Source organism: Streptomyces tremellae (genome assembly GCF_039540215.1).
Lineage (GTDB): Bacteria > Actinomycetota > Actinomycetes > Streptomycetales > Streptomycetaceae > Streptomyces > Streptomyces tremellae.
Map to the genome: position 1 here is coordinate 22114 of NZ_BAABEP010000023.1, position 13662 is coordinate 35775.

At 75.7% G+C, this 13662-nt stretch carries 14 protein-coding genes and 1 pseudogene; 2 read left to right on the forward strand and 13 right to left on the reverse strand.

Features of this window, described 5'->3' with window-relative positions; all coding sequences use genetic code 11:
• Positions 1-37 precede the first annotated feature (37 nt).
• Complete coding sequence (gene groES, locus ABEA77_RS17365) at positions 38-346, reverse strand: co-chaperone GroES (protein WP_023539274.1); 309 nt, start codon at positions 344-346, stop codon at positions 38-40.
• Between the two features lie 356 nt (positions 347-702).
• Positions 703-1527, reverse strand: a pseudogene (locus ABEA77_RS17370) (polysaccharide deacetylase family protein); the annotation flags it as partial.
• A gap of 677 nt (positions 1528-2204) precedes the next feature.
• Here ABEA77_RS17370 and ABEA77_RS17375 point away from each other — a divergent pair.
• Entirely contained in the window at positions 2205-3401 is a 1197-nt protein-coding gene (locus ABEA77_RS17375) for a THUMP-like domain-containing protein (RefSeq protein ID WP_345647898.1), read from the forward strand.
• A gap of 134 nt (positions 3402-3535) precedes the next feature.
• Here the strand turns inward: ABEA77_RS17375 and ABEA77_RS17380 are convergent, their stop codons facing one another.
• The 5 genes from ABEA77_RS17380 to tsaB form a co-directional block, all read right to left on the reverse strand.
• Positions 3536-3910, reverse strand: coding sequence for a hypothetical protein (locus ABEA77_RS17380; protein ID WP_345647900.1), 375 nt, complete (start codon positions 3908-3910; stop codon positions 3536-3538).
• 319 nt (positions 3911-4229) lie between these two features.
• Positions 4230-4493, reverse strand: a complete 264-nt coding sequence (locus tag ABEA77_RS17385) for a hypothetical protein (RefSeq protein ID WP_345647902.1) — start codon at positions 4491-4493, stop codon at positions 4230-4232.
• Positions 4493-5623 (reverse strand): tRNA (adenosine(37)-N6)-threonylcarbamoyltransferase complex transferase subunit TsaD, encoded by a 1131-nt coding sequence (gene tsaD, locus ABEA77_RS17390; RefSeq protein ID WP_345647905.1) that lies wholly within the window; start codon positions 5621-5623, stop codon positions 4493-4495. The genes ABEA77_RS17385 and tsaD overlap by 1 nt, the downstream gene beginning before the upstream one ends.
• The gene (rimI, locus tag ABEA77_RS17395; RefSeq protein WP_345648077.1) at positions 5607-6161 is read right to left on the reverse strand and encodes a ribosomal protein S18-alanine N-acetyltransferase; all 555 of its coding nucleotides are present in this window, start codon (positions 6159-6161) and stop codon (positions 5607-5609) included. Before rimI ends, tsaD begins: the two co-directional genes overlap by 17 nt.
• A 29-nt stretch (positions 6162-6190) precedes the next feature.
• Entirely contained in the window at positions 6191-6874 is a 684-nt protein-coding gene (gene tsaB / locus ABEA77_RS17400) for a tRNA (adenosine(37)-N6)-threonylcarbamoyltransferase complex dimerization subunit type 1 TsaB (protein WP_345647908.1), read from the reverse strand.
• Positions 6875-7009: 135 nt separating this feature from the next.
• Here tsaB and ABEA77_RS17405 point away from each other — a divergent pair, with 135 nt between their 5' ends.
• The gene (locus tag ABEA77_RS17405; protein WP_345647910.1) at positions 7010-7564 is read left to right on the forward strand and encodes a hypothetical protein; all 555 of its coding nucleotides are present in this window, start codon (positions 7010-7012) and stop codon (positions 7562-7564) included.
• Positions 7565-7586: 22 nt separating this feature from the next.
• Here ABEA77_RS17405 and ABEA77_RS17410 read toward each other — a convergent pair whose 3' ends face one another.
• From ABEA77_RS17410 to ABEA77_RS17435, 6 genes are all read right to left on the reverse strand, one after another.
• Positions 7587-7748, reverse strand: coding sequence for a hypothetical protein (locus tag ABEA77_RS17410; RefSeq protein ID WP_345647913.1), 162 nt, complete (start codon positions 7746-7748; stop codon positions 7587-7589).
• Between the two features lie 244 nt (positions 7749-7992).
• Positions 7993-8565 carry a tRNA (adenosine(37)-N6)-threonylcarbamoyltransferase complex ATPase subunit type 1 TsaE gene (gene tsaE, locus ABEA77_RS17415; protein WP_345647916.1) on the reverse strand — a complete coding sequence of 191 codons (573 nt, stop codon included), beginning with the start codon at positions 8563-8565 and terminating at the stop codon, positions 7993-7995.
• The gene (locus ABEA77_RS17420; RefSeq protein WP_345647919.1) at positions 8534-9787 is read right to left on the reverse strand and encodes an alpha/beta fold hydrolase; all 1254 of its coding nucleotides are present in this window, start codon (positions 9785-9787) and stop codon (positions 8534-8536) included. Before ABEA77_RS17420 ends, tsaE begins: the two co-directional genes overlap by 32 nt.
• Positions 9788-9846: 59 nt before the next feature.
• Positions 9847-11010 carry an alanine racemase gene (gene alr / locus ABEA77_RS17425; protein WP_345647922.1) on the reverse strand — a complete coding sequence of 388 codons (1164 nt, stop codon included), beginning with the start codon at positions 11008-11010 and terminating at the stop codon, positions 9847-9849.
• A gap of 72 nt (positions 11011-11082) precedes the next feature.
• Complete coding sequence (locus ABEA77_RS17430) at positions 11083-12597, reverse strand: CynX/NimT family MFS transporter (RefSeq protein WP_345647925.1); 1515 nt, start codon at positions 12595-12597, stop codon at positions 11083-11085.
• Positions 12594-13487, reverse strand: coding sequence for a FadR/GntR family transcriptional regulator (locus ABEA77_RS17435; protein WP_345647927.1), 894 nt, complete (start codon positions 13485-13487; stop codon positions 12594-12596). Before ABEA77_RS17435 ends, ABEA77_RS17430 begins: the two co-directional genes overlap by 4 nt.
• Between the last annotated feature and the right edge of the window lie 175 nt (positions 13488-13662).

The window sequence follows — 13662 nt, forward strand, 5'->3', positions numbered from 1 at the left end:
CCAGGGGCGCAGATCAGAAAAGCAATACGGGGTGGAGTTACTTCTCGATGATCGCGAGCACGTCGCGAGCCGAGAGGACGAGGTACTCCTCGCCGCTGTACTTCACCTCGGTGCCGCCGTACTTGCTGTACAGAACGACATCGCCGACCGAGACGTCGAGCGGCAGGCGCTCGCCGTTCTCGAAGCGGCCCGGGCCCACGGCCAGGACGACGCCCTCCTGGGGCTTCTCCTTGGCAGTGTCCGGAATGACCAGGCCAGAGGCCGTGGTCTGTTCGGCGTCGAGCGGCTGGACCACGATGCGGTCCTCAAGCGGCTTGATGGCAACCTTGGTGCTGGCGGTCGTCACGATCCGACCTCCCCCTTCGGAGATCTCACGGGGTTGACTGTCTGAGGGTGGCGACCAGGTGGATCCGTCGTCGCGGGTGCCGGACCTGCCCGTCGCGCGTTCTGGCACTCTCACTCGGGGAGTGCCAAAGCTGAGACTATGACCGCGGTTAGCACTCGGTCAAGCGGAGTGCCAGTCGACGTGGCACGCGCCGCGCTGCCGGGGGTGCGCCGAGGGCGGTGCGGGCGGCCCCTGGCCACGGTATGCCGCCGGACGGCCGGCGCCGCACCCCGGGCGTGGCGGCGGCCCCGGACGTCCGTCCGGGGCCGCGTGGGCGCGGGTCGCGCGGTGCCGCGTGCGTCTGATCGCGGCCGGGGTCAGACGTAGTCCTCCAGGCGGGCCACGGCGTAGCCCTGGTCCGTGATGCGCTTCAGGAGGTTGCGGACGTTCTCCACCATCGTGGCCTTCCACTCGGAGGGCCCCTGGAAGTGGGTGAGGATGATGTCGCCGGGCTCGAAGTGCTGGGCCTCGTCGCGCCAGTCCATGTGCGTGGGGAACGCCTCGGTCTCCCACAGCGGGAAGGCCTTGATCCCGCAGGACTTGGCGATCCGCAGCGTGTCGCCGTTGTAGTTGCCGTACGGCGGCCTGAACAGCGTCGGCCGCTTGCCGTACTCCTTGGCGAGCTTGTCCTGCTGGCCGCAGATCTCGTGTTCCTGCTGCGCGTGGGTGAGGCCGGGGAGGTAGGGGTGGGTGAGGGTGTGGTTGCTGAGGGTGACGCCCGACGCCTGCGCCTTGGCGAAGTAGCCGTAGTCGTCCTTGATCAGGTAGTCGCTGAGGAAGGCGCTGTAGGGGACGTGCAGCTCGGACATCATCGAGAGGAAGTCGGGCTCCTTCTCCGAGCCGTCGTCGATGGTGAGGAAGACGACCTTGTCCTTGGTGGGGACGCGGGTGAAGACGGGCGGCAGCCCCTGCTCGCCGCCCTCGGCCTCGAACCCCTTGCGGGTGGGGACCACCGGCTTCACCGCGGGCGGCGGGGGCGCGAGCAGCGGCGGGGTGGGAAGGCCCCACTTCTTCGCCGCGGCGAGCCGGGCCGCCGCGGTCGCCTTCACGCGCGCCGCGTACGAGGCGAGCGCACCGGCCGCGTCGGCGGGCCGCGCCCCGGCGGCGGGCGCGCCGGGCACCGGCCTTACGGACGGCTTGGCTGCCGGGCGGAGTTCGGGGGTGCGGGAGGGCGGGGACGCGCCCGCGGTGGACGCGCCGGGCCGGTGGGGGCCTGGCGCGGAGGACGCGCCGGAGGCGGACGGGTCGCCCGGGGCGGCGGGCGGCGCGGACGCGGTGGCGGAGGCCGCCGCGGAGGCCGGTACCGACGCCGGCGCGGAGGCCGCCGCCGAGGAAGTGCCGGACGGCGTGGCGGATCCGGTGGCCGGGGACGCGCCCGCCGAGGGGCTACCGCCCGCCGGTACGGACCCGGGGGTCGCGGCGTCCCCGCCCGGCGGGGCGGCGACGCCCGCGGCGCCCGCGAGCCGGGCCGCGCCCGCCTTCCCCGCGTCGCCCGCGAGGTCGGCACCCCCGGCCGAGCAGCCCGAGCCGAGCGCGGCGACGGAGGCGACCGAGGCGGCGAGCAGCGCGGAGGCGACGGCGCGGGCGGGCCGCCGCTGCGCCCGGCCGTCCCGCCCGGGTCTGCGTCTGCGGCGCCCGGTACGCGCGCCTCCGCTCGATCCGGACGCCCGCTCTTTCATCATTTCTTCGGTTTGTCGTACTAGTCGCATGGCGCCGCATCCTGTCAGCGGTGGACGCCCGCTCCGCGCAGGCGCCGCCGCCCGGCACCCGCACTCCCCCGCCTGGCCGACAGTGCCGCCCGCTGCCCGACAATGGGCCGGTGACCGAAGAACCGCCCCGCCTCGCACCCCTGCTCACCCCGGAGGGCCAGGCCCTGCTCGCGGAGGTCCGCGACCACGACCCGGCGCGGGAACTCGCGCTCGCCACCCGGCTGCGCCGCGACCACGACGCCGCCCTGGTCTCCGCGGCGCTCGGGCAGGCGCGGCTGCGGCAGCGGGCGGTGGCGAAGTTCGGCGCGCGGGACGCGCACCGGATGTACTTCACGCCGAACGGCGTCGAGCAGGCCACCCGCACCGCCGTGGCCGCCCACCGCGCGGCGCGCTTCCGCGCGCTCGGCGTCGCGCGGGTGACCGACCTGTGCTGCGGGATCGGCGGTGACGCGGTGGAGCTCGCGCGGGCGGGCATCGCCGTCACCGGCGTCGATCTGGACCCGCTGACCTGCGAGATCGCCGAAGCGAACGTGCGTGCCCTGGCGCCGGACGGGCCGCGGGCCGCCTTCGTGCGCGCCGATGTCACCGCGTACGACACGACCGGCGCCGAGGCGCTGTTCGTCGACCCGGCGCGGCGCCGCGGCGCGGGCCGGGTCTTCGACCCCGAGGCGTACGCGCCGCCGCTGTCCTGGGCGCTCGACGCGGTACGCCGTACAGGCCTCGGCGCGATCAAGATCGCCCCCGGCATCCCGCACGCGCTGGTGCCCGACGACTTCACGGCCGAGTGGGTCTCGTACGAGGGCGACGTGAAGGAGGCGGTCCTCTGGCACACCCCCGGCGCCCCGGGGCCGCCCCGGCGCGCCACGCTCCTGCCCGCGGGCGCGGCGGTCGCCGACCGCGGCCTGCCCGACCCCCCGGTCCGCGCCCCCGGCCGCTACCTCTACGAGCCGGACGGCGCCGTCATCCGCGCGCACCTCGTCGCGGAGGCCGTCGCGGACCTGCCGGACGCGGGCCTGCTCGACGAGACGATCGCGTACGTCACCTCGGACGTCCGCCACGAGACGCCGTTCGCGACCGGCTACGAGATCACCGACGTCCTCCCCTTCCACCTCAAGCGCCTCAAGGCGCTGCTGCGGGAGCGCGAGGTGGGCGTCCTGACCGTCAAGAAGCGCGGCTCCGCGGTCGAGCCCGAGGAACTGCGCAGGAAGCTCAAGCTCAAGGGCCGCAACGAGGCCACCGTCATCCTCACCCGCACCGCCGGCGCCCCCGCCATGCTCCTCGCCCACCCCCTGCCGCGCCCCCGCTGACCCGCGGCGCCCGCCAGGCGCCGACCCGGTCGCGGCAGGCGCGCCGGCGGCAGGCCGGGGACCAGTGGCGAGCAGGAGCGCCGGCTGCGCCCGCCGGGGGCGGCCCGGCCGGCCCCGCTCGGGTCCCGGCCGGGTCAGTGCGGGTCGTCGAGGTCGGTCAGCTCGTCCGCGTAGATCCGGGAGAGGGGCTGGGGGCCCACGTACTGCTGGCAGTTGCACTGACGCAGCTCGAAGTGGAGGGGCTTCTTGTTCTCGTCCCACTCGGTCGGGACCTGCACGTCCTCATGGCACTTACCGGCCTTGTCGTGCTTGGCCAGGTGATGGGTGCAGCCGCAGACGGCCTCGGGCGGCTTGTGGGCCTCCTCGAGCGCGAGGCGCCCGTCCTCGGCGAGCTTCAGGCGCTCCATCCTGCGGTCGTGCCTGGTTTTGAGCGCCGACCTGCCGGTGTCCGCGATCCAGCTGAACCCGCCGACCATGAAGAAGACGAATATCCACCAAAACCAGTTCATCCGCCGCCCCTTCACCCGAATGGCGCATGCGTGTCCACTCCAGAATAGGACGGACGAGGTAGGAACGGCCTCAACAGGAGGCGCCGCACGCGTCACGTGCGGCAGCTGTGCCCGCCGCACCGCACGCGACCTGCGGCGCGCCCCTCCCGGGGCCCTTCCGCGCACGGCCGTGCCCACTTCAGGACGCCCGGCGCCCCCCTCCTTCGGCGGCGGGGCGGACGCTCCTTCCGTCTCTCCTCCCACGGTGCCACGCGGAGAGGACAGCCGAAAGGCCGCACGGACGGGGTGGGGCCGGGGCCGCACGAGGGGGCGTCCGGCGTCAGGCCCCGGCTTCGTCGAGCGGTTCGAAGCGCCAGCGGTGGACCGGGCGGGCGAGGAGGGCGTCCGGCGGCTCGGGGAGCTCGGGCACGGGGGTGTCGTACGCGCCGGGCCACCAGGTCAGCACCAGGACCCGGCCGCCGGGGGCGCGGAACGTCTCACGGCGCAGCGGCTCCTCGGCCGGGCGCTGGGCACGGGCCCAGGCGAGCAGCTCCGCGCCACGGCCCTCCACGGCCTTCGCCTCCCACATCAGCGTGACGGTCATCAGTTCCCCTTCCGCTCCCGCACGGTGTGTGCGTGTACGTGCGCGTGCGCGGCGGCGTGGACGGCGTCGTGCGCAGCGTCCGCGGGGACGTGCGTCTCCGTCACCGGCAGGGAGCTGTCGGCCGACAGGTCGAAGGCGGACGCCGAGCGGCCGCGCGCGACCATCTCGGCGCCGAGCGCCGCGACCATCGCGCCGTTGTCCGTGCACAGGCCGGGCCTCGGCACCCGCAGGGTGATCCCGGCCCGCGCGCACCGCTCCTCCGCCATGGCGCGCAGCCGGGAGTTGGCCGCGACGCCGCCGCCGATCATCAGATGGTCCACGCCCTCGTCCTTGCAGGCGCGCACGGCCTTGCGCGTCAGCACGTCCACCACGGCCTCCTGGAAGGACGCGGCGACGTCGCGCACCGGCACCTCCTCGCCCGCCGCGCGCCTCGCCTCGATCCAGCGGGCCACGGAGGTCTTGAGCCCCGAGAACGAGAAGTCGTACGCCGCGTCGCGCGGGCCGGTCAGCCCGCGCGGGAACGCGATCGCCGCCGGGTCCCCCTCGCGCGCGAGCCGGTCGATGACCGGGCCGCCGGGGAAGCCGAGCTGGAGCACGCGCGCGATCTTGTCGAACGCCTCGCCCGCCGCGTCGTCGATGGTCGCGCCGAGCGGCCGTACGTCCGCGGTGATGTCCGGCGCGAGCAGCAGCGACGAGTGGCCGCCGCTGACCAGCAGGGCCATCGTCGGCTCCGGCAGCGGGCCGTGTTCGAGCTGGTCGACGCAGATGTGCGAGGCGAGGTGGTTGACGCCGTAGAGCGGCTTGCCGAGCGCGTACGCGTACGCCTTCGCCGCCGACACCCCGACGAGCAGCGCGCCCGCGAGGCCGGGGCCCGCCGTGACGGCGATGCCGTCGAGGTCGCGCGCCGAGACCCCGGCGGTGGCGAGGGCCCGCTCGATCGTCGGGACCATCGCCTCCAGATGGGCGCGCGAGGCGACCTCGGGCACGACGCCGCCGAAGCGCGCGTGCTCGTCGACGCTCGACGCGACGGCGTCGGCCAGCAGGGTCGTGCCGCGCACGACGCCGACGCCGGTCTCGTCGCAGGACGTCTCGATGCCGAGGACGAGTGGTTCGTCAGCCAGCGGAGCCATCAGTGTCCGTTCCTCCCGTGCCCGGTCCCGTGCCGCGGCCGGGTCCTGTCTCTGGTGCCGCGCCGGGTTCCGCCGCGGGCGGCGTCTCGCCCGGGGTCTCCTTCATGTCGCGCCGCATCACCAGCGCGTCCACGTTCCCCGGCTGGTAGTAGCCCTTGCGGAAGCCGATCGGCTCGAAGCCGAAGCGCGTGTACAGCCTCTGCGCCCTGGTGTTGTCGACCCGTACTTCGAGCAGGACCTCGCTGGACTCGAACGCGGTGGCGTGCCGCAGCAGCTCGGTGAGCAGCCGGGCGCCGAGGCCGCCGCCCCAGTGGTCCCTGGCCACGCCGATGGTCTGCACGTCGGCGACGCCGCCGACCGCGGCGAGCCCCGCGTAGCCGACGATCCTGCCGCCCTCGTCGGCGACGACGTAGCGGCGGGTCGCGTACGGGCCGCGCGCGTGCGCGAGCTCCGACCAGAACATGCCGGGCGACCAGGCGTCCTCGGGAAAGAGCTCGTCCTCGAGTTCGAGCACGGCGTCCATGTCCCACCAGCGCATCTCGCGCAGCACCGCGGAAGGGGGCTCACTCACTTCGGGGTGACCACCTTGTAGTTCTTGGGGACCTGCGCGTCCGGACGGCGCAGGTACAGCGGGCGCGGCGGCAGGAAGCCCGCGGCGGGCGCGGACCCCGGGGCGCGGGACCCGGCCCCGGCGAGCAGCCCGGCCGCGAGGGACGCGAGCGCGGCGGCCGACTGGTGCTCGGGGCCGCGGGCGTCGGGGAAGACCTCGGGGTACAGCAGCGCGCCGGCGCCGACCGCGGGCAGCCCGGCCACCGCCTGTGCGAGCTCGCCGGGCCGGGCGACCGCGGGCTCGGTGGCCCGGGTCCTGGCGTCGGCGTAGCGGGCCCAGTAGACCTCCTTGCGGCGGGCGTCCGTGGCGACGACGAACGGCCCTTCGACGCCGGAGGCGTACGCGAGGCCGTCGAGCGAGCACAGGCCGCGCACCGGGACGCCGAGCGCGGAGCCGAAGGCGAGCGCCGTCGCGATGCCGACCCGCAGCCCGGTGTACGGGCCGGGTCCCACGCCCACCACCAGCTCCGTGACGGCGTGGAGCTCCGTCCCGGCCTCCGCGAGCACCCGGTCGACGGCCGGCAGCAGCAGTTCGCCGTGCCGGCGGGCGTCCACGTCGCTCTCGGCGGCGAGGACGGAGGCGCCGTCGTGCAGGGCGACAGTGACGGCGGGGGTGGCGGTGTCGACGGCGAGGAGAAGCACGCGAACAGCCTACGGCCCCGGCGGCCGGGGCCGCGGCGCCCCTGGTCCGCCCGTACCCTGCTGCTACCGTCGGCCGCGCAGCGCGCGTCAAGGCGGAGATACCGCACGCGGGTACGAGAGGTGGCTGAGGAACAGGTGTCACGGAGCAGCTCGGGAATCGTCGCCGGGCTCACGGCCGCGGCACTGGCCGCGGTCGGGTTCCTCGCCTACCAGGCGTCGGCGAACGTGCCCGACACCCTCGGCAAGCCCGCGCCCGGCGCCTCGCCCTCGCACGTCGCCAAGGGCCCGCAGCGCCCGCGCCGCGACCCGGCGGCGCTGCCCGCGCACTCCGGGCAGGGCGCGCGGGTCGTCTACGCGCTGAAGGGCGACAGGGTCTGGCTCGTGGACGACGGCGACAAGGTGGCGCGGACGTTCACCGTGCGGCCGAGCACCGTCGATCCGGAGCCCGGCTCGTATGCCGTGACCAGCAGGACCGACCGGATCACCGGCTCCGACGGGGTGCCCATCGAGCACGTGGTGCTGTTCGCCAAGAACGAGGGCGTGGTCATCGGCTTCAGCTCGGCGCAGGACGGCTCGATGGCGAGCCCCGACCCGTCGAAGAAGACGGGCGGTGTGCGGGCGAGACTCGCGGACGGTACCGCGCTGTGGAACTTCGCGACCCTCGGCTCGAAGGTCGTCGTCGTTCCCTGAGGCACCGAGGCGCGGGGCCGGCTCAGCAGACCGCGGCGGCGCTCGGCACCCGGCGGCGCGCGCGGCGGCCGGCGCGCCCCTCGGCCTCGTCGGCCTCGGCGGCGGGGGCGCCCTGCGCGTCCGCGGCGGCGGGCGGCGTGGAGACTGCGGACGCGGCGGCGCAGGACGCCAGCAGGTCGCTCATCGACACACCGCACGGCGCCTGGGCGCCGTGCGGGCGCGGCGGGGGCGTGGTGCTGCTGGGTGTCCGGGGCTCATGCCGGGGCGCCGTCATGACTGCCTCCTGGGCTCGGGGGCACACGGGGTTAGGCAGACCTAACCAGTACTGCGGTCCATGGGACCACGGGCGCGGCCGGGCGCGCAACATCTTGCCGACACCATGTCGGCACGTCCCGCGCTCCCCGCACGCGCCGCGGCTGCCGCCCCGGTCAGCAGAAGACCGCGCGGAGCCCGGCGAGACCGGAGCCCGCCCAGCGCTCCCCGTACCCGGTGAGGGTGACGAGGCGGCGCCCGTCGTCCTTGGGCGGCAGCCCGGCGTCCGCTCCCGCGGCGCCCTCCGCGCCGGTGGCGCGCTCGATGACGACGTGCAGGCGCGCGTCCGACAGCTCCTCGACCTTGTCGTCGCCCCACTCGACCACGACCACGGACTCGGGGAGCGACACGTCGAGGTCGAGGTCCTCCATCTCGTCGAGGCCGCCGTCGAGCCGGTACGCGTCGACGTGGACGAGCGCGGGCCCCTCGCCGAGCGGCGGGTGGACGCGCGCGATCACGAAGGTGGGGGACGTGACGGCGCCCCGCACGCCGAGCCCCTCGCCGATGCCGCGGGTCAGGGTCGTCTTGCCCGCGCCCAGCTCGCCCGTGAGCAGCACGAGGTCGCCGGGGCGCAGCAGCGCGGCGAGCGCCCTGCCGAACTCGCGCGTGCGCTCGGGGGCGTCGAGGCGGATCTCCGTACGGGGTGCGGGCCGCCCGTCAGCGGCCGGGGTGGGGTGCGGTGCTTCCATGCCCGCCAACGTTACGGCCAAAGCCGGGGGCGCCCGCGCGGGCCAGCAGGTCGGTGAGGTGCCGGGTGACGGCTTCGGGGTGCTCAAGCATCACCAGGTGGCCCGCGCCCTCGATCAGGACGAGCTCCGCGTCGGGCAGCACCTCGGCGATGGCCTCGCTGTGCGAGCCGGGCGTGATCAGGTCGTCGGTGCCCGCGAGTACCAGCGCGGGGGTGTCCGCGAGGACCGCGAGCGCCTCGGCCTTGTCGTGGGCGCTGAAGGCCGGGTAGAACTCGGCGACCACGTCGATCGGGGTGCTCTCGATCATCCGCTCGGCGAAGCGCGCGACGGCCGGGTCGACGTCCTGGCCGCCGAAGGAGTAGCGCTTGACGACACCCGCGTACAGGTCGGCGGTGGCGCGCCGGCCCTTCTCGACCAGGCCGGCCTGGGAGCCGAGGGCTTTCAGGACGCCGGGCAGCACGCGCCGCGCCACGCCCGCGCCGAGCGTGGGCAGGCCGTACGTGATCTCCCCGAGCCGCCCGCTCGACGTGCCGACGAGGGCGACCCCCGCGACCCGCTCCCTTATGAGCCCGGGGTACTGGTCGGCGAGCGCCATCACCGTCATGCCGCCCATGGAGTGCCCCACCAGGACGAGCGGCCCTTCGGGAGCCGCCGCGTCGATGACGGCCTTCAGGTCGCGGCCGAGCTGGTCGATGGTGACGGGCGTCGCGGGCTGCCCGGCGCCGCGCCCCGAGCGGCCGTGGCTGCGCTGGTCCCAGTGGACCGTGCGGACCCGGCCGCGCAGGGCGGCGCGCTGGAAGTGCCAGGAGTCCTGGTTGAGGCAGTAGCCGTGGCTGAAGACGACGGTGAAGGGGCCGCCGTCCGCACCGGCCTTGTCGGCCCGGCCTGCGCTGTCCGCCGTATCGGGTGCGTCGGTGGGGTCGGTGGGGTCGATCTCGTAGTACAGCTCCGTGCCGTCGTCGGCGCGTGCGCGGCCGGGGGTGCCGCGCAGGGTGCCGTACGGGCCCGCGGTGTCCAGCGCGAGCCGCGCCCTGCGGCGCATGGTGCGGCTGAGGGTGAGCCGGTCGACGGCGACGCCCGCCGCGGCGCTCGCCGCGATCACGCCTATCGCGGCGCCCGCGATGCCCGCCCTGCGCCAGCCGCCCGCGACGGCCGCCGCGGTCCCGGCCGCGGCCGCGGTGGTGGCGTGTGCCACGTCCTGCGCCGCGCTGCCCTCGCTCACGAAGCCTCCGCCTTCCGCCGCCCGCCGCCCGTTGCCCGTTGGCCGCTAGTCGCTACTCGCTACTCGTTGAGATAGACCCGCGGCACGCGGCCGCTGATCCTGGTGACGATCTCGTACGCGATGGTGTCCGACGCCTCGGCCCAGTCCTCGACGGTGGGCTCGCCCCCGTCGCCGGGGCCGAACAGCACGGCGCGCGCGCCGGGCGGCACGGTGTCGCCGCCGAGGTCGACCACGAACTGGTCCATGGCGACCCGTCCCGCCACCCGCCGCCAGGGGCCCGTACCGCCGACGCGCACCGGCCCGCGCCCCGACGCGTGGCGCGGGATGCCGTCCGCGTAGCCGAGCGGCACCAGGCCGAGGGTGGTCTCGCGGTCGGTGTGGTACGTGTGCCCGTAGCTCACGCCGTGGCCCTCGGGGACCCGCTTGACCAGGGCGACGGACGCGGAGAGCGTCATCACGGGCCGCAGCCCGAGCTCGGCGGCGGTGCCGAGCTCCGGGCTCGGCGCGATGCCGTACGTGGCGATCCCCGCGCGCACCAGGTCGAAGTGGGCCTCGGGCAGGGTGAGGGCCGCGGCCGAGTTGGCGATGTGCCGCACCTCGGGCTCGACGCCCGCCTTCTCCGCGTACGCGACCATCTCGCGGAACACGTCGAGCTGCGCGGCGATCGACGGGTGGCCCGGCTCGTCGGCGCAGGCGAAGTGCGACCACAGGCCGGTGACCAGGACCTCGCCCGCGGCCTGCGCGGCGAGCGCGGCGCCGACCAGTTCCGGCCAGTCGGCGGGCTGGCAGCCGTTGCGGCCGAGCCCGGTGTCGGCCTTCAGCTGGATGCGGGCCGCGCGGCCGGTGCGCCGGGCGGCTGCGGTGACCTCGGCCAGCGCCCAGGGCGCGCTGACCGCCATGTCGAGCCCGGCCTCGATCCCGGCGTCCCAGGGGTCGCCCGGGGTCCACAGCCAGCACATGAGCGGGCCCTCGTCACCCGCCGCGCGCAGCGCGAGCGCCTCGTGCGGCGTGGCGGTGCCGAGCCAGTCGGCCCCGGCGGCGCGGGCCGCGCGGGCGACGGGCACCATGCCGTGCCCGTACGCGTCGGACTTGACGACGGCCATGAGCCGCGCGCCGCCGGGGGCGACCCGGGCACGCAGGGTGCGCACGTTGGCGCGCAGGGCGTCGAGGTCGATCTCGGCACGGGCCCTGACGTGCCGTGAGCTCTGGTGGTCTGCGGTCATCGGGCCAAGTGTCTCAGAACGGACCCCGCCGGTACGCCCCGAGGACCACCCGGGCCCGCGCTGCGCGCCGCGCTACCCGCGGTCGGTCCGCTGCTCGGGGGCCGCGTGCCGGTTCATCGCGGCGCCGAGGCCGACCGCCGTCTGCGGCGCGAGCAGCACGATCAGCAGGACGAGCGGCACGGTCCAGCCGCCGGTCGCCTGGTGCACCGCGCCCAGCGCCAGCGGCCCGGCTGCGGCCAGCAGATAGCCGAAGCACTGGGCCATGCTGGAGAGTTGCGCGGCGTGCCGGGTGTCGGGCGAGCGCAGCACGATGAACAGCATCGCCAGCGAGATCGCCGCGCCCTGGCCGAGGCCGAGCAGGACCATCCACAGGTACGCGCCGCCCACGGGCGCGGTCGCCATGCCCGCGAAGCCGCCCGCCGTCAGCACGGCACCGACCGCCGCGAGCAGCCCCGGCCTGACGCCGCGGGCGGCGAGCACCGGGCTGAGGAAGGCGCCCGCGATGCCGAGGAGGCTGGAGAAGGAGAGCATCCAGCCCGCGGTGGACTGGTCCGTGCCCGCGTTGGTGAGCATCGTCGGCAGGTACGCGGCGGCCGCGTAGTACGACAGGGACTGGAGGCCCATGTAGCCGGTGACCAGCCAGGCCACGGGGTGGCTCCACAGCCCGCGCACCGGGTGCTGCGCCGCGCTCGCCTGTCCGGCGGTGATCCGCGTGTGGCGGCGTACCTGCGGCGCCCACACGAGGAGCGCGGCGACAGCGAGCAGCCCCCACAGGGCGAGTGTGGGCCGCCAGCCGAGGGACAGGGCGTGCCCGACCGGCACGGTGATGCCGGCGGCCAGGGCGGCGCCGCCGAACAGCGACATCGAGTACAGGCCCGTCATCAGGCCGACACGCTCGGGGAAGTCGCGCTTGATGACGCCGGGCAGCAGCACGTTCGCGACGGCGATGCCCGCGCCGACGACGACGGTGCCCGCGAGGAGCGCGGCCATCGAGGGTATGAGCCGCAGCGCGGTGCCGCAGACGATCGCAGCCATCGTCAGCAGCAGCGCGGGCTCCATGCCGAGGCGGCGGCCGAGGCGCGGCGCGAACGGCGCGAGCAGCCCGAAGCAGAGCAGCGGCAGCGTGGTGAGCAGGCCCGCCGTGGTGGCGGACATGCCGGTGTCGGCCCTGATCGTGTCGAGCATCGGGGAGGCGGCGACGATCGCGGGCCGCAGGTTGAGCGCGAGCGCGATGACGCCGGCGCCGAGGAGCATCCCACCGCGCAGGCGCGCCGGTCCCGGGCCGGGCGATCCCGCGCCCGACGCGGCCTCGCCCGCCCGGGCGGTCCCGGCGCCCTCCAGTCCCGTGCTTCCGGCGCCGCCGGTGTTCGCGGCCCCCGTCCCCTCGGCACCCGCGTCCGCCGCAGCCTTCGGGGCCCGGTCGTCCCCGACGCCGTCCAGGCCCGTGTCGTCGTCGCCGGTGCTCCCGGCTGCCGTGCTCCCGGCTGCCGTGCTCCCGGCGCCGACGCGCCCCGTGCTCCCGGCCGTGCGGGTACCCCCGGCGTCCTCAGGGCCGGTGCTTGCGGTGTTCTCCGAAGCGGTGCTCACTCGCCGTTCCCTTCTTCGCGCCGTGCGCCGCCCTGGCGCGGTGCGTGGTCTGTCCTCGGGCGGTGGGCCGCCACGACGGCGGGTGTCCCCGCGGTGCCGGGCGCCCCCGCAGGACGGGCCGCCGCGGCGGCGGGTGTCCCCGCGCGGGGTGCCGCCTCGACGGTGGCCGCGTCTCCCGGTCCCGGCAGCGGGTCGGCCTCCTGGAGGGCCCGCAGCGAGCTGACCGAATCGTCGATGTAGCGGGCGACCGCGCCGGTGGCGGCCTCCGGGTCGCCCGCCTCGATCGCGGCGAGCAGGTCCGCGTGCGAGTCCGCCTGGGAGCGCTGCGGCTCGGGCAGGGGCGCGTCGGCGACCGAGGCGATCGCGCCGCGCAGCCCGTCCGTCAGATGGCTGTACAGGTCGGCCAGCATGCCGTTGTGCGCGGCGTCGACCACGGCGTGGTGGAACGCCACGTCGGCCCGTACGAACGTCTCGGTGTCCCCCGCGCGCCAGGCGGCACCCCGCTCGGCGAGCGCGGCGCGCAGGGCCGCGAGGTCCCGCTCGTCGCGCCGGGAGGCGGCGAGCCGCGCCGCGTCGCGTTCGAGGCACGAGCGCACTTCGAGTGCCTCCAGGTGCCCCGCGCGCCGCAGCCGCCTGTGCAGGGCGGCGCCGAGGGCGTCGGCCGCGCGCACATAGGTCCCGTCGCCCTGCCTGGCCTCCAGCATGCCGCTGTGCCCGAGCGCCCGTACGGCCTCCCTGACGGTGTTGCGGCCCACGGCGAGCATCCCGGTGAGCACGGGCTCGGCCGGGATCTTCGTGCCCACCGGCCACTCGCCCGACTCGATCAGGCTCTGCAACTGCTCGATGACCCGGTCGACCAGGCTCGACCGCTCCGTAGCACGGATCGGCACCCGCGTCCCCTCTCCGTCCCGCGCCCGCGTCTCCCTACGGGCAGACTGCCGAACATCCCATGTCTCCATCGATGCGAATGAGCCTAACATCCCATGTCTGAGCGCAGTCCGCCGCATCCCGTACGCCTGCGGAGCCGCCCTTCCCCGAAGGGGCCGGCACCCGGCGTGAGCAGCG

What these genes read in the sequence shown, in the direction of transcription:
- tsaE (WP_345647916.1), bottom strand. Translation starts at nt 8,565, where the DNA reads ATGGAAGCACCGCACCCCACCCCGGCCGCTGACGGGCGGCCCGCACCC.
- tsaD (WP_345647905.1), bottom strand. Translation starts at nt 5,623, where the DNA reads ATGGCTCCGCTGGCTGACGAACCACTCGTCCTCGGCATCGAGACGTCC.
- ABEA77_RS17380 (WP_345647900.1), bottom strand. Translation starts at nt 3,910, where the DNA reads ATGAACTGGTTTTGGTGGATATTCGTCTTCTTCATGGTCGGCGGGTTC.
- ABEA77_RS17385 (WP_345647902.1), bottom strand. Translation starts at nt 4,493, where the DNA reads ATGACCGTCACGCTGATGTGGGAGGCGAAGGCCGTGGAGGGCCGTGGC.
- alr (WP_345647922.1), bottom strand. Translation starts at nt 11,010, where the DNA reads ATGACCGCAGACCACCAGAGCTCACGGCACGTCAGGGCCCGTGCCGAG.
- ABEA77_RS17410 (WP_345647913.1), bottom strand. Translation starts at nt 7,748, where the DNA reads ATGAGCGACCTGCTGGCGTCCTGCGCCGCCGCGTCCGCAGTCTCCACG.
- rimI (WP_345648077.1), bottom strand. Translation starts at nt 6,161, where the DNA reads ATGCGCTGGTGGGACATGGACGCCGTGCTCGAACTCGAGGACGAGCTC.